Source organism: Mycobacterium ulcerans subsp. shinshuense (assembly GCF_002355775.1).
Taxonomy (GTDB): Bacteria; Actinomycetota; Actinomycetes; order Mycobacteriales; family Mycobacteriaceae; genus Mycobacterium; species Mycobacterium marinum.
Window position 1 is genome coordinate 4,512,750 of sequence record NZ_AP017624.1, and the last position, 19,013, is coordinate 4,531,762.

The following is a 19,013-nucleotide window of genomic DNA, read 5'->3' on the forward strand; positions in this document are numbered from 1 at the left end:
CATTCATGTAGTAGTCGCCGAAGCTCATGGGTCCGTCCCCCGGCCCAAAGCCGACCGCGGTGGCGACCCGCCCCAGTCAGTGAGACAGCTAACATCAAACCCTCTGCTGTGACCGTGCCCTCACCGGCTTGAGTGCGCTTGGGACGCAACGCGTTAATTCCACTCGAACACTCGAGGACATGCAGTGCGCCCCACCGCCGCCGTGACTCGGATCGGCACGTGCCCTGGCAACGACCCTCGTCCCGGATACGCGAACTGATCCGGGAGGGAGCCCGCAGGGCACTCAACGCGGGACCGGAATGGATCGAGGAACTGGACCGGGAAACGGTATCGGCCAACCCGACCATCGCCAACGATCCGGTGCTGGCAAAGGTGGTCAAACGAGCCAACCGCGCCAATCTGGTGCACTGGGCGGCGGCCAACGTGCGTCATCCCGGCGCACCGGTGCCGGCCAATCTCGGCGGGGAGCCGTTGCGCATGGCCCGCGATCTAGTGCGTCGCGGGCTGGAGACCCTGACGCTGGACATATATCGGATCGGCCAATACATCGCCTGGCGGCTCTGGATCAACATCGCTTTCGATCTCACTTCCGATCCGCAGGAACTGCGCGAGCTGCTCGGCGTTTCCGCCAAGTCTGTCAATGAGTTCATCGAGGCCACGCTGGCCGGCATCGCCGCACAAGTGCAACTGGAACACGACGAGCTGACCCGCGGCAACCATGCCGACCGCCTGGAAGTGGTGGGCCACCTGCTAAAAGGCGCCCCTATCAGCCGCGAGCGCGCCGAGACACGGTTGGGCTACTCCCTTATTCGAGCCCACACCGCCGCCATCATCTGGAGCGACGACTTCGACGGCGACCACAGCAATCTGGATAGAGCTGCCGACGCGTTTTGTCACGCCGTGGGATCGTCGCAAGATCTGACCGTGGTCGCCAACGCGGCTACCCGTTGGGTGTGGTTGGCCGAGGCCACCAACCTCGACATCGATACGATCGAGCAGGCGGTGGACAACGCATCGGGTGCCCGAATTGCCATCGGCACCAAGGCAAGTGGAATCGAGGGCTTTCGGCGCAGCCACCTCGAGGCGCTCACCACACAACGCACCCTGGCGCGACTGAAATTCGACCAACGGGTGGCCTTTTTCTCGGACGTCCAGATCGTCGCCCTGATCACCCAAAATCCGCAAGCCTCTGACGAATTCATCACGAGCACGCTCGGTGAACTGGAATCGGCGGCTCCCGAACTTCAGGCCACGTTGCTGATGTTCATCAACGAGCAATGCAACGCTTCCCGCGCCGCAAAGCGCCTCTACACCCACCGCAACACGCTATTGCGCAGAATTGAAGCCGCACAACGACTCTTGCCGCGACCGCTGGCCCATACCTCCGTCCACGTCGCTGTCGCTCTGGAAGCACTGCAGTGGCGTGGCGACAACATCGCCAAGCTCCCCACCCCCACCAGCCAAGACGACGAAGTGCCGGCCTAGGCTCAGCCCTCTGACAACAGCTGCTTCTTGAGCACCTTGCCCAGCGCGTTGCGCGGCAACGACTCCACGATCCGCACCTCGCGTGGCCGTTTGTGGACCGAAAGCTGTTGCGCGACAAAATCGATCAATACGTCGGGATCGATACGGTCCGAACCCACGATGTAGGCCACGATCCGCTGGCCCAAATCCTCGTCAGGCAATCCGACAACAGCTGCCTCTTGAACCTCCGGATGCCCCAGTAGCACCGTCTCGATCTCCCCGGCGCCGATACGGTAGCCACCAGACTTGATCAAATCAACCGACTCACGGCCGACGATGCGATGCATGCCACCGTCGTCAACGACCACAACGTCGCCGGTGCGATACCAGCCGTCGGCATCGAACGCCTCAGCCGTGGCCTCAGGCCGATTCACGTAGCCATCGAACAGTGTCGAGCCCCGAACCTGCAGCTTCCCAACGGTTTCCCCGTCATGCGGGACCGGGTTGCCGTGATCATCGACCAGCCGGGTCTGCACTCCGGCCAGCGGCAGGCCGACCCAGCCCGCGCGGCGGTCGCCGTCAGCCCGGGTAGACAGGGTGATCAGCGATTCCGAAGAGCCATAGCGCTCGATAGGGCGGTGCCCGGCGAGGTGCACCAGCTGATCGAACACCGGGACCGGCAAGGCCGCGCTGCCAGAAACCAATAGCCGAGCCGGCCGTAACGCCTCGGCGGCCGCCCGGTCCGCAGCCACCCGCGACCAGACCGTGGGCACCCCGAAATACAGGGTTCCGCCTGCTTGCGCGTATCCCGCCGCCGTCGGCTTTCCGGTGTGCACGAAGCGATTTCCAACTCGCAGCGATCCCAGCAAGCCGAGTACCAGACCGTGCACATGGTAGAGCGGCAAGCCATGCACCAAGACGTCTTCTGCATTCCATTGCCAGGCCTGGGCCAGCGCGTCCAAGTCGGCTGCAATCGCCCGCCGGCTCAGCTGCACGCCCTTGGGCAGCCCCGTGGTGCCCGAGGTGTAGATCACCATCGCAACCGAGTCCGGCGGCGGCTCGGGGTAGCGGTGCCATGATCGTGCGTGCAGACGCACCGGTATCTGCGGCAGTCCGTCGGGCTCCGCGGCCTGGGCGGGCGCCGGGCCCAGCCAGGCCACGGCGCCGGAGTCGGCCAGCATGTGGCGGCGTTCGGCCACACCGACATCGGCCGGCACCGGGACCACGGGCACCCCGGCGATCAAGCATCCGGTGACCGCCAGCACCGTCGATACGGTGGGCGTTGCCAGTACGGCAACCCGATGCGCGCCAGCGATACGCTCCGCCACCGCTGTTGCGGCGCCGAGCAGATCGCTGCGGCTGAGGTCGACGCCGTCGATACGAACCGCGTCGGCGATGTCGTCAGCCGATACGGCGGCGGGGTTCAGTGAGGCCAGCAGCACGTCAGCGAGGCTACCCGTGACACCGGCCGCGGTCTCAACGCAGGCTAGCTCGCGGCGTGCAGAGTATGTGGCCGGGGAAACAGCGGCCGCAACACCGTCGGGGGCCGGAACGGGGCCCAGGTATCCACCGGCTGGGCCAACCGATCCGCGATGGCCCAGACCGTGGCCGGGTGATGACCGTAGCCGATGTGGCTGCTCAGCACGGCGATGTTTTCCGCACGTTCCGACGGCGTGTCGAGGCAGGTCTGCCAGGCGACCATGCCGTCGTAGCGCGAATAGATCGCGGTGCTGGGCACCGGAAGCGGTTCGGCTTCGGCCGGCAACGGCAACTCGTGTCGCTCGGCGTGCAGACGCTGGAAGATCCTGAAGTGCCGCGCGGCCCGAGATTGGGATTCGTCTTGCATCCGGAACGGGCTGCCAAGGGTGATCACTTGACGTACCGCCTCGGGGTGACGCCGCGCCAGGGTGCGCGCGAAGATCCCGCCCAGACTCCAACCGACCAGACTGACGGGTGTGTTGTAGCGGGCGTGCAGCACCTCCAGGCGCGCGCTCATCCCGTCCACAACCTTGCTGGTTGGGCCGATGTTGAGGCCCAGCCGCCAGCCATACGCCCGGTAACCGAGGCGGCCCAGCAGCCACCGCAGTGTCCAGGTGGAGCCGTCACCGGCCAACAAGCCGGGCAACACCAAGACCGGGTGCCCGTCACCGACCGGCAACGCCTTCTGCAGTGGGAACAGCGAAACCAGCTGCCCGTACTCGGCCACCGCGCGGGGGATGTCGCTGAGATAGAGCCCCATTTTCGGGGCACCCGCGGAGACAACGTGAGGGGCGGCAGTGGGGAATTCCACAGCCTCAGCAGCCACAGACATCGATCAAGCCTCCTCATCCCAAATCTTCATTAGCGTAGCCAGGATTTCCTCGCCGCGCCCCAGCCCGGCGAGGTGACTTTCGCCCGGTAAGTGGAACAACTCTGCATTGGGCAGTCGCGAAACGACGTGCTCACCATGGGAGAACGGGATGATGTGATCGTGGTCACCGTGCCACCAACGGACCGGTACCGACACGTCCTCGAGCCGGAATCCCCAGTCGCGGGCGAAAACGATCACGTCGTTGAACGGTGCGGCCAGCTGTTTGCGGCTTCCGTTGAGCAGATCGTCAAGAAACATGGCCTTGAACTCCGGCCGGGCGAGTAGATGCCGGTCCGCTTGCGGCGACATCAGCCCATAGACATCCAGGGCCGGGGAAGCCACCGGGCGAGCCATCCGGATCAGCACGCTGGCGCTCAGCCGTAGCGGGCTCCCACCGACTCTCAGTAGCGGCGCCACTCGTCGACCCAGGTCCATCAGGCCGCCACTGATCGCATCCGGTCCGCGGGTCGGCGCCACCCCGCCGAGCACCCCCGCTGCCACTACCCGGTCCGGCAGACCGGCAGTGCAGGCCAGGGTGTAGGGGCCGCCCCCGGACAAGCCGACGACCGCCATTTTGTCGATCCCCAGCGTGTCGGCGATGGTCCGCAGGTCGTCGGCAAAGGCCGAGACGGTCCCGTACTGGTGGGGTGTGGACGAGCCGATGCCGGGACGATCGACGCCGATCAGGCGCACGTCGTGGTGTTCGGCGTAGACCCGCGCCTCGGTTGGTATCTGCCGGCGGGCGCCCGGAGTGCCGTGGAACCAGAACACCGCACGCCCTTGCGGCGCTCCGAACTCGGCAAATCCGATCTGACGGTCTTCGCCGACGGCGATGTTTCCCTCGAGCTTGGGTCGGGCGATAGCGACGGCCATGCCCAGCAGCATCGCATGCGATGACGCGCCGATGCACCTTTTTGGTAGGGCATGCAACAATTCGATAACGAATGCCTATCAAGCGCGCTGACGCTGAGCACCGAGCCCCCTTGTCCGAGCGTCACGCCAGCGTGGCGGTCGTTTCCCACGGCCACGCTGGCGTGACGCTGGCCGCCGCAGGTCAGCCAGGCATGCCGATGGCCTTGGGCTCCATGTACTGGTGCAGCCCGGCAATTCCGCCGCCCTCCCACCCCAGGCCGCTCTGCTTGAAGCCGCCGAACGGCGCGTCACCAGGACCGAAGCCGTTGACCGCGATCTGGCCGGTCCGGATCCGGCAGGCGACCCTGACGGCGCGGTCAGCGTCGCCACCCCACACGGCGCCAGACAGGCCGTACTGCGAATTGTTGGCGATCGCCACGGCGTCGTCGTCGTCGCGGTAGCGCAGCACGCTCAACACCGGCCCGAAGACTTCGTTTTGGGCGATGTGGGCGTCTGGTGTGACGCCGGTAAGGATCGTCGGCTCGTAGTAGAAACCTGCCTCCGGCGTGGCCGGTCGCCTGCCACCGGCGGCCAGCGTGGCCCCATCCCGCAGCGCGCGGGCTACCTGGTCCTCGACCCGGCTGCGCTGAGCGGCGCCGATCAGCGACCCCATCTGCACATCCGGATCGGCGGGATCACCCACCCGGACCGCACGGGCCAGCGCGACGAGCCGGTCAACGATCTCATCGTGCATCGCCTCGGGTAGCAGCAGCCGACTGTGCATGATACAGGCCTGCCCGGCATGCAGCAAGCAGGATTCGAACAACATTCGCGCCAGGAGTTCGTCACTGCACTCGGCGTCGTCCAAGACAATGCTGGCCGACTTCCCGCCACACTCGAGCAAGACGCGTTTCATCGTGCCGGCCGCCGCGGCCATCACCTCGCGACCGACCGCCGAACTCCCGGTGAAACTGACCATGTCGATACGGGGGTCGACGGCCAGCACCTTGCTGGCCTCGATGCCGCCGGGCGTGACGACGTTGACCACCCCGGGTGGGATATCGGTGTGCTCGTGGATGATTCGGGCCAGCGCCAGGCCCGCGAGCGGCGTGAGCGGGGACGGTTTGAGCACGACGGTATTGCCGCCGGCCAGCGCCCGGCTCAATTTCATGACGTTGAGGCTGTGCGGGAAGTTCCAAGGCGTCAGGATCGACACGACACCGAGCGGCTCATGGCACAGCACCGCGGCGCCGGACGCTGACTGAATGGGCTGATCGCCAAGTGTGCCCGCAAGATGACCCGCACGCCGGGCCGCGCTGGCCGAAGCGTCGATCTGCAACCGCCGCTCGTTGGCCGTGCAGCCCCATTCGACCTGAGACAGCGCAAAATACGCGTCGGCGTAGTCCTGCAGCGCGGCGCCCAACTGGGCAAGGCAATGACCGCGCTCCTGGTGGGACATGGCCGGCCACGGGCCCGCGTCGAATGCGCGACGCGCGGCATCAACCGCATCGCCTACCTGGCTGACGCTCGCATCGGGTGCGGTCGAGATGACCATCCCCGTCGACGGTGACACGTCGTCGTAGCGGCCGTTTTCCGGTTCGACCCAACGCCCGTCGATATAGAGCTGATACGTATCGACCAGGGATTCCGGAAGTGCCCGCTCAGCCATCTGATTCCTAACCCGTAGGCGTCGGTCATATACGCACTTGGTGTACACCGCGGGCGTTCAGGCGTCAATGACCTCCCAGGATGAATCGCCACCAAATTCGACGATTTGCAGTTGCATTGACACGCTGCCGGGCCCGGGAGTAGACACGACTCGGCAGACATATTGCGCAGATGTGTCCGATCAGCGGCGATCAGGGAGGTACCGGGTGGCGTGGGTACGGCGACCCGCCCGATGACCAGACGCCGTTCTGACGCGTCAACAAGTCAGGAGGACAACCGGGTGACTGACTCCGAAACCGAGTTTCTCTTCAGACTGCGCTCACTCGTCGGACAGCCGACAGGTGGAACGGGACGGCCCTCAGTGGCACCGGATCCGGTGAACCAGCCGATGATTCGGCACTGGGCGCATGCGCTCGACGACATGAATCCCGTCTACCTCGATCCGGAATTCGCGGCCGCATCCAGGTTTGGCGGCATCGTTTCACCGCCGGTCATGTTGCAGACGTGGACAATGCCGGCACCGAAGCTGGAAGGGATTCGGGAGCGTGGCGGCGCCCCCGTTGAGATCAAGACCAACCCAACCGCGTTCCTCGACGAGGCCGGCTACACCAGTACGGTGGCGGTGAACTCGGAGTTCGAAATCGAGCGCTACCCACGCCTGGGCGACCTGATCAGCGCGACGACGGTCTATGAGGAGGTCTCCGAGGAGAAGAAGACGGCACTGGGAACCGGCTTCTTCCTCACCTGGGTCACCACCTATGTCGACCAGCACGGGGAGGCGCTCGGGCGGCAGCGGTTCCGGGTGCTGCGATTCAGGCCCCAACGCTGATGGCCTCCCGACTGGCGCCGGCAATCAGCCCGGACACCGAGTTCTTCTGGCACGGGCTGCGCGAGCACAAACTGCTGATCCAACGCTGCGCCGAATGCGGGGAACTACGTCACCCGCCACGCCTCATGTGCCCCAAATGCCGCTGTCTGCACTGGGATACCGTCGAGTCTGGGGGCCTCGGCACCGTCTACAGCTTCGTGATGCCCCACCAACCGAGGTTTCCGTTCTTCGATTACCCCTACATCGTCGTGCTGGTCGAACTCGATGAGGGCGTCCGGCTGGTTTCGAACCTGTGTGGCATCGATCCGGCTGACGTCACGGTCGGGATGGCGGTCGAGGTGTTCTACCAAGACTTCGATGGGCCAGACGGAAGCTTTGTGCTGCATCAATTCCGGCCCGTCGCCCTTGACTCGGAGGCAGTTCGATGACCACTACCACCGGCCGCTACCAGACCCTTGGATGGAACGACATCGCCGTCGGCGACGCGGTGACTGCGTTGGAGATCCCGATCACCACAACGGTGATCGTCGCGGGGGCAATCGCGTCACGGGATTTCATGCCGGTACATCACGACCGCGACTACGCCAACAAGCAAGGCCCGCCGAATCTGTTCATGTACATCCTGACCACCAACGGGCTTTGCGTGCGTTTCCTCGCCGACTGGGCCGGACCAGAAGCGATGGTCAAGAAACTGTCGATTCGCCTTGGCGTGCCCTGCTTTCCGGATGACCCGCTGCACTTCACCGGCAGCGTAACCGGCAAGTCGGCCGGTAAAGACGGGGAAAACTTCGTTGAAGTCACTTTCCAGGGCGCCAACAGCCTTGGCAATCACGTTTCCGGAACCGCGGTGCTCAGCCTCCTCGCTGCGACCCAGCCGTGACTGCCCCGCTGGCCGGTGCCGCAGCGATCGTGGGAATTGGCCAGACCGAGTTCTCCAAGGAGTCCGGGCGCAGCGAGTTGCAGCTGGCGTGCGAGGCGGTCAGCGCAGCCCTTGACGATGCCGGGGTGACACCCGGCGAGGTCGACGGCATGGTCACGTTCACGATGGACGCCAGCGACGAGATCGATGTCGCACGCAATGTGGGTATCGGTGACCTCAACTTCTTCAGCCGGGTACCGCACGGCGGCGGCGCCGCGGCCGGGACCGTGGCACACGCCGCGATGGCGGTGGCCACCGGGGTCGCCGAGGTGGTGGTGTGTTATCGCGCGTTCAACGAACGTTCCGGCATGCGGTTCGGGGGTAGCGGGCGCACCAGCACCGAAACCCCGCTCTTCATGGCCCATTATGCGCCCTTTGGACTGCTGACTCCCGCAGCATAGGTCGCGCTGCACGCACAGCGCTACATGTCGACTTATGGAGTCACCAACGAGGACTTCGGCCGGATCGCCGTCGTCGACCGTGCCCATGCGGCACGCAACCCCGACGCCTGGTTCTACCAGCGCCCGATCACGCTGGCCGACCATCAGAATTCGCGCTGGATCATCGAACCCGTACTGCGCCTGCTGGACTGCTGCCAGGAAAGCGATGGCGGCGTCGCTCTGGTCGTGACGAGTACCGAGCGGGCGCGGGATCTGCGCCAGCCGGCGGCGGTCATCACCGCGGCCGCCCAGGGGGCGGCCGCCGAGGGCGAGATGATGACTAGCTACTACCGCGAGGACATCACCGGACTACCGGTGATGGGAGTGGTGGCCAAGCGTCTGTGGCGCGATTCGGGCCTCAAGCCTGCCGACATTCAAACCGCGTTCATCTACGACCATTTCACCCCGTTCGTATTCACCCAGCTCGAGGAACTCGGCTTCTGCGGACGCGGTGAGGCCAAGGAGTTCGCCACAGTGGAGAACCTGTCGCTGGGTGGGTTACTGCCGATCAATACCAACGGCGGCCTGCTCGGCGAGGCCTACATCCATGGCATGAACGGCATAACCGAGGCGGTGCGTCAGGTGCGTGGCACTTCGTACAACCAGGTCGACCACGTCGAACACGTACTGGTCACCTCGGGAACCGAGGTACCGACCAGTGGACTGATTCTTGCCCCCGCCGGATGAGCTCGTGATGCCCCAGTCCGCCGCCCTGCCTCAGGCAACCGACACCCGCGAACTCATCATCGGGTCGGCGTATGTGTGCTTTCGCCGGCAGGGCTTTCAGAAGACCACGATTGTCGACATCGCCAGACTGGCGAACGTGTCTCGAAGCACCATCTACGAGTACTTCCGCGACAAGGCCGCCATCATGGAAGGCTGCGCCGAACGCGCTTCCGAACAGTTCTATCGCGAAATGTCCAAAGCGATGGACCGAGGTGGATCGCTGCAGGAAAAGCTCTGCCAAGCCGCCGTATTCGTGACTCAGTCCCGGCAGGCGATCGCTTCGGCCAAGTACTTCGACCAGGACGCGATCAGCCTGTTGCTGACCAAGGATTCCGCCGTTCTGCTGCGCGAATGCATCGACTTTTTCGCCCCTTACCTCACCGCGGCCAAGCTCACCGGCGAGGTCCGTAAGGACCTCGACGTCCAGGCGGCCGCCGAATGGTTCGCGCGCATTTTGTTCTCGCTGTTCAGCACGCCATCACCGATACGCGACATGGATGACGCCCAGGCCGTCACCGAGTTCGTCCGCGCGCACGTGGTGGACGGATTCTCCGATAGCCGTTGGCGACCGGCCCGCGGCGTTTCGAAAGTACACTGACGGCTGCGAATACCCTCAGCGCGAGGTCATTTCACCAGTGCGCGCAGAAAGAAGCCGAGATTCGCCGGGCGTTCGGCCAGCCTGCGCATGAAGTAGCCGTACCACTGGGTACCAAACGGCACGTACACGCGCACCTGGCTACCGGCGCCGACCAGTCGCCACTGTTCCTCGTCACGAATGCCGTACAACATTTGGTATTCGAAATCGTTTGCGCTGCGCCCTGACTCGTGGGCCATACCGGCAACAGTGGCAATGATCTCCGGGTCGTGCGACGCAACCATGGGATACCCGGAACCTGCCATCAGTACCTGCAGACACCTCAGATAGGAGTCGGTGACCTCGACCCGGTCGCGGTATGCCACCGATTCGGGTTCGCCATAAGCGCCCTTGCACAAGCGGACCCGGGCCCCCACCGACGCGAGCTCCTGACAGTCGTCGAGCGTGCGCCTCAGGTAGGCCTGAACAACGGTACCCAGCCAAGCAAAGTCGACACGTAGGTCGCCGGCGATGGACAACGTCGACTCGGTGGTCGTGTGGTCTTCAGCATCCACGGTGACCCAGACACCGACCTGCTCGGCCCGCTCGCAGATGGTGCGGGCGTTGTCCAACGCGATTTTCTGCCCGTCGCGTTCCAGGGCCTGCCCCAGGGCCGAAAGCTTGACCGACACCTCCAACGGCCGCACTCCATCGCGCCCGGCATCGTTGCGCCGCCCCATCACGTCGAGCAAGTTCAGGTAGGCCCGAACCGTCTCGGCCGCGTCATCGACATCGGTGACGTTCTCGCCGAGATAGTCGATGCTGACGCAGCGGCCCGAATCACGCAGCGCACCAACAACGTCAAGGACACTGTCGACGGTCTCACCGGGCACAAAACGGCGCACCACTCGACGGGTTACCGACGAGTGTTCCAGGGTGCGCCGCAACCGGTCGGCCCGGCTGGCCGCGAGCATGGCGGGGCGGACCGTGTGGGCGAATAGGCGGGTCATCAGTCCGACTCCATGTGCGGGTAGGTGTGGTCGGTCGCCGGGACGAATGTCTCTTTGATGGTGCGCGTCGACGTCCAGCGCAACAGATTCTGTGGCGATCCAGCCTTGTCGTTGGTGCCCGAGCCGCGCGAGCCACCGAAGGGCTGGCGGCCAACGACCGCACCGGTCGGCTTGTCGTTGATGTAGAAGTTTCCTGCCGCGAACCTCAGCCGGTTCTGAGCGGTCAGCACGGCATTGCGGTCGTCGGCGATGACGGCGCCGGTCAGCGCATAGCGGGAGCCGGTGTCGATGACATCGAGGATCCGTTCGTACTGGTCGTCGGGGTATACGTGCAGCGACAGCACCGGTCCGAAGTACTCGGTCGCAAAGGACTCATCGGTCGGATCGTCGGATAGCAGCACGGTTGGTCGCACGAAATATCCAACGCTGTCGTCATATTCGCCCCCCACGGCGATGGTGACGCCGGCTGCGCCCTTCGCTCGTTCGATTGCGTCGACGTTCTTGATGAAGGCGCGGCGATCGATGAGTGCGCCACCAAAGTTGGACAGGTCGGTGATGTCGCCGTATTTCAGCCCGGCGGCGGTGTCCAGGAAAGTGTCGCCCATCTGTTGCCAGACCGAGTGTGGGATGAATGCTCGCGATGCCGCCGAGCATTTCTGCCCCTGGTACTCGAAGGCACCCCGGATCAGCGCCGTAGCCACCACCTCCGGGCGCGCGGAGGAATGAGCGACCACAAAGTCCTTGCCGCCGGTCTCGCCGACCAACCGGGGGTAGCTCTGGTAGGAAGCGATGTTGGCGCCGACCTGTTGCCACAGGTGTTGGAAGGTCGCCGTCGACCCGGTGAAGTGGATGCCGGCCAGCCGCGGATCGGTCAGCGCGACATCCGAAACCGCCAGTCCGTCACCGGTGACCAGGTTGATCACCCCGGGCGGCAGTCCGGCGGCCTCGAGCTCCTGCATGGTCAGATAGGCCGCCAAGGTCTGGGTAACCGACGGCTTCCACACCACGGTGTTGCCCATCAGTGCCGGTGCGGTCGGCAAGTTCGCGGCGATCGCGGTGAAGTTGAACGGCGTGATCGCGTAGACGAAGCCTTCCAGTGGGCGGTGATCGGTGCGGTTCCACTCCCCCTTGGCGCTGACCGGTTGCTGGTCCAGGATCTGGCGAGCAAAAGCTACGTTGAAGCGCCAGAAGTCGACCAACTCGCACGATGCGTCGATTTCGGCCTGGTATGCCGACTTCGACTGGCCGAGCATCGTTGCCGCCGCGATCTTTTCCCGCCATGGCCCGGCCAGCAGGTCGGCCGCCCGCAGGAAAACCCCGGCGCGCTCGTCGAACGGCATGGCGGCCCAGCCGTTCTTGGCGGCCATGGCGGCCTCTATTGCCGCCGTGGCGTCAGCGTGGACGGCGTTGGTCAAGGTGCCCAGCCGTTCGGCGTGCCGGTGTGGCTGCACGACGTCGATACGTTCGCCGTCGCCCATCCGGTGTTTACCGCCGATCACGTGCGGCAGGTCGATCGGCTGTTGCGCCAAAGCGATCAACTCGCTTTTCAGGCGAGACCGTTCGGGTGAGTGCGGCGCATAGCTGTGGACCGGCTCGTTGGCGGGAATCGGCACCTGGGTAATCGCGTCCATGCCTGCCAGCATCCCTGCCGGCAGGCTCGAATCGATTAGCCGATCGGACAAGATTGACGATCAGCACTAGTACTATCGGACAACATGGGAGTGGCTGGCGTCGGCTTGGGCCAACTACTGCTCGCCCTGGATGCGACGCTGGTCAGCCTGGTGGAAGCCCCGCGTGGCCTAGACCTTCCGGTGGCCTCGGCAGCCTTGGTCGATTCCGACGATGTGCGGCTGGGTCTGGCGGCGGCGGCTGGCTCGGCCGACATCTTTTTCCTGCTCGGTGTCACCGACCACGAAGCGTTGCGGTGGATCGACGGGCAGGCCGGGACCCCGGTGGCGATATTCGTCAAGCAACCGTCGGACGCGGTGGTGGCCAAGGCCGTCCGCTCCGGGGCAGCGGTGGTGGCGGTGGAGCCCCAGGCCCGCTGGGAGCGGCTGTACCGTCTGGTCAACCACGTACTCGAGCACCACGGGGACCGGACCACCGATGACTCGGGCACCGATTTGTTCGGCCTGGCCCAGTCGCTGGCCGACCGTATCCACGGCATGGTCAGCATCGAGGACGCTCAGTCTCACGTACTCGCCTATTCGGCTTCCAGCGACGAGGCCGACGAGCTGCGCCGGCTCTCCATTCTGGGGCGTGCGGGTCCACCCGAGCATCTCAAGTGGATCGACCAGTGGGGCATCTTCGATGCGCTTCGCTCCGGCAGCGAGGTGGTGCGCGTGGCCGAGCGCCCCGAACTAGGCTTGCGTCCGCGATTGGCCATCGGTATCCATCAGCCACCGGTCGCCGCACGGCGCCCACCGGTGTTCGCCGGATCCATCTGGGTTCAACAAAGCTCCCAGCCGCTGGCCGAGGACGCCGACGAAGTGCTGCGCGGCGCGGCGGTTCTGGGCGCCCGCATCATGACACGCCTGGCATCGCGCCCATCCACGCACGCCCGGCGAGTGCAGCAGCTACTGGGCCTAGCCGATCCTGACCCCACCGCGGCACCCGCGGACGTCACCGCCATCGCGCGCGAACTCGATCTATCCGCTGACGGAAACGCCGCCCTGATCGGGTTCGACACCATCGAAGCCGTCGACAAGCAGTCCCGTCTCGCCGATGTACTAGCGCTGAGTGCAAGCGCATTTCGGCGTGACGCCCAAGTTGGCACCAATGGATCGCGCATCTACGTCGTGCTGCCGCAGACCGCGACCGCGCGTTCACTGACCTCCTGGGTTCGCGGCACCATCAGCGCGCTGCGCAGCGAGCTGGGGGTGGAGTTGCGGGCAACCATCGCCGCACCGGTTGCGGGCCTGGATGGACTTGCCTCGGCGCGTGTCGAAGTGGATCGCGTGCTGGACAGCGCCGAGCGCCACCCCATTTCGATCGGTCGGGTGACCTCACTGGCCGAAGCACGCACCACCGTGCTGCTTGACGAGATCGTCACCCTGGTCGGCAACGATGCACGGCTGATAGATCCCCGGATACCCGACCTGCGCGCCAAGGATCCAGTGCTGGCCGACACGTTGCGTGTCTATCTCGACAGCTTCGGCGATATCGGCCTAGCCGCGCAGTCACTGCAGGTACATCCCAACACCGTTCGCTACCGCATTCGGCGCGTCGAGAAGCTGTTGTCAACCTCCTTCGCCGATCCCGATGTACGGCTGGTCTTTTCGCTGGGCTTACGGGCTACCGACCGCTCCAGTTAGCCAACTGCGGTCGCATACAAGAGTAATCTTCAGCGTGAACCCAATTTTCGCCCTTGCCGCGAATTTGCCACGCGTTAGTCTTCCTTCGTGGCAGATAGCCCGTCGTCGTATCTGGTTCTAGCCTCCCAGCGCAGCGGCAGCACGCTGTTGGTCGAATCATTGCGCGCCACCGGCGTCGCCGGCGAGCCTCAGGAGTTCTTTCAGTATCTGCCCACCACCAGCCAGCCTCCACAGCCGCGCGAGTGGTTCGCCGGCGTCGAGGACGCCTCGATCCTGCGCCTGCTCGATCCGCTGGACGAAGGTAAGCCGGATCTGGCGCCGCCCGAAATCTGGCGTGACTACGTCCGCACCGTAGGGCGAACACCCAACGGGGTCTGGGGCGGCAAACTGATGTGGAATCAGACTCCCCTGCTGCTGAACCGGGCAAGGCAGCTCCCGAATCGATCGGGCGACGGGCTGTCGGCCGCGATCCGCGACGTGATCGGCGAGAACCCCCTCCTGGTCTATGTCTACCGTCCCGATGTGGTGTCGCAGGCAGTGTCGTTCTGGCGCGCGGTACAGACCGGAGTCTGGCGAGGCCACCGCGACCCGGCACGCGACGCTCGTGCCAGCTATCACGCCGGCGCGATCGCCCATGTGGTGAGCATGCTCCGCGCGCAGGAACAGGGTTGGCGAAGCTGGTTCGCCGAAGAGGGCATTGCACCGATGGAGATCTCCTACCCGGTGCTGTGGCGCAATCTAACCGAGCTGGTCGGCAACATCCTGGAAGCGTTGGGGCTCGACGCACGGCTGGCGCCCACCGCACCGCTGGTTCGACAAGCCAACGAACGTTCCGACGAGTGGGTGGACCGCTATCGCGCAGATGCCGAAAGAGCGGGCCTACCCACGTAGCCCCCGACATCAACCTTCAGCGGCCACCTCGGCCCCTGAGCGCGTCCGCAATTGATTAAGTACGGCAGCACATTTCACCCACACAATGGCGGGCGCTACCACCCCGACGCGGAGTTGCGGCACGACGCGGCCATCGTCGATCGCACCGTAGCCGCGCCCTGCCCGGAAAGCCACACCCACAGTCTGGACATACCGATGAAGTCAGCTGGAAGTCTGCTGTGCATCCCCCCGGTCGAGTTGTCGGAACACCATAGCTCGGTTTAACTGTCAACCTATAGCTTCAAGGAAGTTATAAAGGTGCGCCGGGGCGATTGCGGCGCATAACGGCGGTGGGGCTCGCCATAACCGCCCGTCGCGAAAGCGATGGCCAACGGTCCCTGCGGAACAGTCAATACGTGACTGCCAATTGTGCAGCCACCTGTGACGCGGGGAAGGGGGCCTTGTGACCGTTGGTTTTTCATACTCGACTACGGTCGGCACCGCGTCGCACTTGCGCCGGCCCCCTCGCACAACTTCGGCTCGCACGACTTCGGCAAGCAGCTCTACTGCGGCGAACTCGGCCGCGCATCGTACTGCTGTCAAGAAATTCATGCAACACCCGTGCGGGACAACGCCTGCCCACGTGCGCATTCCCCGGGTTCCCGTCGCTGAGACCGACGCCAACCCGCTGGACGCTCGATTGCCTTTCGGCGCGGCACAGCCCAAGGCAAGCACCCCGGCATCGCCGATCGCCGTCCACCATCAACCCGAAAGGTTCGCAGCCTATGGCGCGCTCGCGCATCACTGACTGGCATCCAGAAGACACGGTGGCCTGGGCAAACGGGAACTATGCGATTGCCCGCCGGAACCTGACCTGGTTAGTTCTCAATGCGCACATCGCCTTTTCGGTTTGGTACCTCTGGTCGGTGATGGTGCTGTTCATGCCGCAGTCCATCTACGGTTTCACCACCGGCGACAAGCTACTGCTGGACGCCACCGCATCATTGGTCGGAGCGCTGGTGCGCATCCCATATGCGATTGCGGCCAACTGGTTTGGCAGAAGCACCTGGACCACAATCTCCTCACTTGTGCTGTTGATCCCCACCCTCGGAACCATCGTGCTGCTGGCTCACCCGGGCCTGCCGCTGTGGCCCTACCTCGTGTGTGCCGCGTTCACCGGTTTAGGGGGCGGCAACTATTCGGGTTCACTGGCCAAGGTCGACGGCCTTTTTCCGCAACGACTCAAGGGCTTTGTGCTCGGCTTGACCGGCGGCATGGCCAACCTCGGATCTGCCGCCGTCCAGATGGTCGGACTCGTTGTCCTGGCCACCGCGGGCCACGCGGCTCCCTATTGGGTATGCGCAATCTATTTGGTGCTGCTGACCATTGGCGGCATCGGTGCGGCATTGTTCATGGACGACGTGGTAGCCCACCGCACCGGTCTGTCGTTGAACAACCTGCGGTCGATTCTCACCGTGCCCGATCCGTGGACGATCTCGCTGCTTTACATGTGCGCGTCGGGCTCGTTCCTCGGCTTCGCGTTCGCGTTCGGCCAGGTGCTGCAGCACAACTTCGCGGCAGCCGGGGAAACCCAGGCGCATGCGTCACTGCACGGCGCCCAAATCGCGTTCATCGGTCCCCTGTTGGGCCCACTGGCAAGGATCGTCGGGGGCAAGCTCAGCGATCGCTTTGGCGGTGGTCACGTCACTCTCACCGTCTTCTCTGCGGCGATCCTGGCCGGCGGATTCTTGGTCGGCGTCAGCATCTACGCCGACGCGGCGGAGGAGCGCGGCGATCCGGTGACCGGCTTCATGATGGCCGGATACATCGTGGGCTTTATCGCGCTGTTCATCGTCTGCGGAGCGGGCAAGGGCGCGGTGTACAAGCTGATTCCGTCGGTGTTCGAGGAACGCAGCCGCGGGCTGAGCCTGAACGCTGCCCAACGCCACCACTGGGCACGAGTCCGGTCCGGAGCCCTGATCGGGTTCGCCGGTTCCTTCGGCGCGTTGGGCGGGGCCGGGATCAACATGGCACTGCGGCAGTCCTACGTCAGCACCGGCACGGAAACGCCCGCATTCTGGATCTTCTTCGCGTGTTATATCGGCGCGGCCATCCTGACCTGGGTGCGCTACGTGCGGCCGACGGAAACCGCCGCCGGTGCGGCGGGCCGGCCCGCTCCACTTCCGGCATCCGCACCCAGGGCTCCGGCGTTGTTGATTAGCAGGCTTGTGAGCTGGGGAATTGTGGATTGAGGAGGTCTAGGCGGCGGTTGGCGGTCAAAGCGGTGATCCGGCAGGCTTCGGCGATGTTGTCGGCGCCGTTGAGGCGGTGCAGATTGATCGCGGTGTTGCGTAGCGTTGCTAGGACCTGTGCGCCGTTTCCGGTATGTGCCCTTTGACGGTCTTCGTCGAAGGTGACGTCGCGTATCCAGTGCAGGCTGTTCTCGATTCCCCAGTGTTGACGCATCCAGGTCATGATCGCGGTAGGGCGGGCGTGCTCGAACGGCAGGCTGCAGATGGCATAGACCACCTCCACGCTGCGCTGGTCGGTGGCGGTGATCAAGCGTTCACGAGTGATCCGGATGATTTGTTTTGCGTAGGGGAAGCCGATTCCTCGTGCAGCGGTGATGATTTGCAGGGTGCGGGTCTCGACACGGCCGTGGCCGCGGGAGTCGTCGGTAGCGGCTGCGGGCACCTCGGCCCAGGGCAGCGCGGTGATACGCGCAAGTATTTTGGCTTGGTTGGACTTGACGATCATCAGGTAGTGCGACTTCAAGGTGGCGCAGATCAACTTCGCGGTGACGACCTGGGTATGCATCGCATCCACGGTGACCAGCCACCGCAAGCTACCCGGCAGCAGCGTGAGCAGGGCACGTACGCAGGGAATTTCATTGCTTTTCTCGGCGACAGCGAGTTGACCGAGCACCAATCGGGCACGGTGGGCGAACACCGACACGAGATGCGTGGCTGTCGCTTTGGCGCGTAAAGCACCACGCAGCATCTTGCCGTCCAACGCGATCGGCACCAATCCACTGGGGTCGCTGCTGGCCACGTGTGCAGTGAAGTAACTGCCCATCCTGGCGTTGAGGTCGGCGGGGTCTAGCCGAGACAAAACAGCGCGGAAGGTCTTCTCACTGGGCCGCCGGAACCGGACCCCTAATTGGGCCAACACATCATCGGGAGCGGTGGCCGCCCATGTGGCAAAACCAGCATAGCCGCGCATCCCCGCGGCAGTGGCCAGAACCGCGATCGCCAACAAAGCCATCAGCGAATACCTCCGACCGCGTGGGTCCCTCGGGTCTGGCGCCGAGGCCAACACATCGAAAAACTCCGATCCGATGAGCCCGCTGCGCTCACCAGGACTCCAGCGGTCGAACACCTCTGGAACCGACGACACAGGCAATACTGAAACGGTAGGCACGGGCAACTCCAGACCAACGACGAACAGTAACCAACTCGATCGTTCTCCAGATAGCCCGTGCCTACACTCCGGCCCCAATAGCGCGGCACCAAAGATCATCAACCCAGCTCACAAGCCTGCTAATCAACAACGCCGGAGCCCTGCATGGGTATCGAACTGACTCAAGAGGTTTCTGGCAGGCTGGCCTCCGACCACTACGGGTGGCTGACCACCGTCGCCAAATCTGGACAGCCAGTGCCGCGACTGATCTGGTTCTACTTCGACGGAGCCGACCTCACGGTGTACTCGATGCCCAAGGCGGCCAAGGTCGCCCATATCCTGCAGCGCCCCCACGTCAGCCTGAATCTCGATTCCGACGGCAACGGCGGGGGCATCATCGTGGTCGGCGGGACGGCTGACGTGGCAGCCACCGATGTCGACTGCCGCGAAGACGAGCCGTACTGGGCCAAGTACCGCGACGATGCCGCGAAGTTCGGTCTGACCGAAGCGATGGCTTCCTACAGCACCCGACTCAAGATCACCCCGACCCGAGTGTGGACGACGCCGACGGGCTGAAGTTCGACTCGCCAAGGTGCGG

At 64.6% G+C, this 19,013-nt stretch carries 16 protein-coding genes and 1 pseudogene; 10 read left to right on the forward strand and 7 right to left on the reverse strand.

Annotated features, from left to right (window positions below; genetic code table 11):
* The first annotated feature begins 219 nt into the window (after positions 1-219).
* On the forward strand, positions 220-1,485 hold the full coding sequence (locus SHTP_RS20145) for an Rv1453 family transcriptional regulator (protein ID WP_096371584.1): 1,266 nt from the start codon (positions 220-222) through the stop codon (positions 1,483-1,485).
* A 2-nt stretch (positions 1,486-1,487) separates the two neighbouring features.
* Here SHTP_RS20145 and SHTP_RS20150 read toward each other — a convergent pair whose 3' ends face one another.
* From SHTP_RS20150 to SHTP_RS20165, 4 genes are all read right to left on the reverse strand, one after another.
* Positions 1,488-2,906, reverse strand: coding sequence for an acyl-CoA synthetase (locus SHTP_RS20150; protein WP_096371585.1), 1,419 nt, complete (start codon positions 2,904-2,906; stop codon positions 1,488-1,490).
* Positions 2,907-2,950: 44 nt separating this feature from the next.
* Positions 2,951-3,703: an esterase/lipase family protein gene (locus SHTP_RS20155; protein ID WP_096371586.1), complete on the reverse strand. Its 753-nt coding sequence runs from the start codon at positions 3,701-3,703 to the stop codon at positions 2,951-2,953.
* 75 nt (positions 3,704-3,778) lie between these two features.
* On the reverse strand, positions 3,779-4,687 hold the full coding sequence (locus tag SHTP_RS20160) for an alpha/beta fold hydrolase (RefSeq protein ID WP_096372572.1): 909 nt from the start codon (positions 4,685-4,687) through the stop codon (positions 3,779-3,781).
* Positions 4,688-4,868: 181 nt separating this feature from the next.
* Positions 4,869-6,335 (reverse strand): aldehyde dehydrogenase family protein, encoded by a 1,467-nt coding sequence (locus SHTP_RS20165; protein WP_096371587.1) that lies wholly within the window; start codon positions 6,333-6,335, stop codon positions 4,869-4,871.
* Between the two features lie 279 nt (positions 6,336-6,614).
* Between SHTP_RS20165 and SHTP_RS20170 the strand changes: the two genes are divergently transcribed.
* The 5 genes and pseudogenes from SHTP_RS20170 (at position 6,615) to SHTP_RS20190 (ending at position 9,846) form a co-directional block, all read left to right on the forward strand.
* On the forward strand, positions 6,615-7,163 hold the full coding sequence (locus SHTP_RS20170; protein WP_096371588.1) for an FAS1-like dehydratase domain-containing protein: 549 nt from the start codon (positions 6,615-6,617) through the stop codon (positions 7,161-7,163).
* Positions 7,163-7,591: a Zn-ribbon domain-containing OB-fold protein gene (locus SHTP_RS20175; RefSeq protein ID WP_096371589.1), complete on the forward strand. Its 429-nt coding sequence runs from the start codon at positions 7,163-7,165 to the stop codon at positions 7,589-7,591. The genes SHTP_RS20170 and SHTP_RS20175 overlap by 1 nt, the downstream gene beginning before the upstream one ends.
* Positions 7,588-8,043 (forward strand): MaoC family dehydratase, encoded by a 456-nt coding sequence (locus tag SHTP_RS20180; protein ID WP_096371590.1) that lies wholly within the window; start codon positions 7,588-7,590, stop codon positions 8,041-8,043. The genes SHTP_RS20175 and SHTP_RS20180 overlap by 4 nt, the downstream gene beginning before the upstream one ends.
* Positions 8,040-9,209, forward strand: a pseudogene (locus SHTP_RS20185) (lipid-transfer protein). Before SHTP_RS20180 ends, SHTP_RS20185 begins: the two are co-directional and overlap by 4 nt.
* A gap of 7 nt (positions 9,210-9,216) precedes the next feature.
* Complete coding sequence (locus SHTP_RS20190; RefSeq protein WP_096372573.1) at positions 9,217-9,846, forward strand: TetR/AcrR family transcriptional regulator; 630 nt, start codon at positions 9,217-9,219, stop codon at positions 9,844-9,846.
* Positions 9,847-9,872: 26 nt separating this feature from the next.
* Here SHTP_RS20190 and SHTP_RS20195 read toward each other — a convergent pair whose 3' ends face one another.
* On the reverse strand, positions 9,873-10,832 hold the full coding sequence (locus SHTP_RS20195; protein ID WP_096371591.1) for a proline dehydrogenase family protein: 960 nt from the start codon (positions 10,830-10,832) through the stop codon (positions 9,873-9,875).
* Positions 10,832-12,463: an L-glutamate gamma-semialdehyde dehydrogenase gene (pruA, locus tag SHTP_RS20200; protein WP_096372574.1), complete on the reverse strand. Its 1,632-nt coding sequence runs from the start codon at positions 12,461-12,463 to the stop codon at positions 10,832-10,834. The genes SHTP_RS20195 and pruA overlap by 1 nt, the downstream gene beginning before the upstream one ends.
* A gap of 84 nt (positions 12,464-12,547) precedes the next feature.
* Between pruA and SHTP_RS20205 the strand changes: the two genes are divergently transcribed.
* The 3 genes from SHTP_RS20205 to SHTP_RS20220 all read left to right on the forward strand — a co-directional run bounded on the left by SHTP_RS20205 (position 12,548) and on the right by SHTP_RS20220 (position 17,268).
* Positions 12,548-14,146, forward strand: a complete 1,599-nt coding sequence (locus SHTP_RS20205; RefSeq protein WP_096371592.1) for a PucR family transcriptional regulator — start codon at positions 12,548-12,550, stop codon at positions 14,144-14,146.
* A gap of 87 nt (positions 14,147-14,233) precedes the next feature.
* Positions 14,234-15,037, forward strand: coding sequence for a trehalose 2-sulfotransferase (gene stf0, locus SHTP_RS20210; RefSeq protein ID WP_096371593.1), 804 nt, complete (start codon positions 14,234-14,236; stop codon positions 15,035-15,037).
* 764 nt (positions 15,038-15,801) lie between these two features.
* Entirely contained in the window at positions 15,802-17,268 is a 1,467-nt protein-coding gene (locus SHTP_RS20220) for an MFS transporter (RefSeq protein WP_096371595.1), read from the forward strand.
* On the opposite strand, the gene SHTP_RS20225 is transcribed toward SHTP_RS20220, so the two are convergent.
* On the reverse strand, positions 17,234-18,436 hold the full coding sequence (locus tag SHTP_RS20225; protein ID WP_420873030.1) for an ISAs1-like element IS2404/ISMul1 family transposase: 1,203 nt from the start codon (positions 18,434-18,436) through the stop codon (positions 17,234-17,236). The genes SHTP_RS20220 and SHTP_RS20225 overlap by 35 nt on opposite strands.
* Before the next feature lie 144 nt (positions 18,437-18,580).
* Between SHTP_RS20225 and SHTP_RS20230 the strand changes: the two genes are divergently transcribed.
* Positions 18,581-18,991, forward strand: coding sequence for a TIGR03667 family PPOX class F420-dependent oxidoreductase (locus tag SHTP_RS20230; protein ID WP_020727346.1), 411 nt, complete (start codon positions 18,581-18,583; stop codon positions 18,989-18,991).
* Positions 18,992-19,013: the final 22 nt, after the last annotated feature.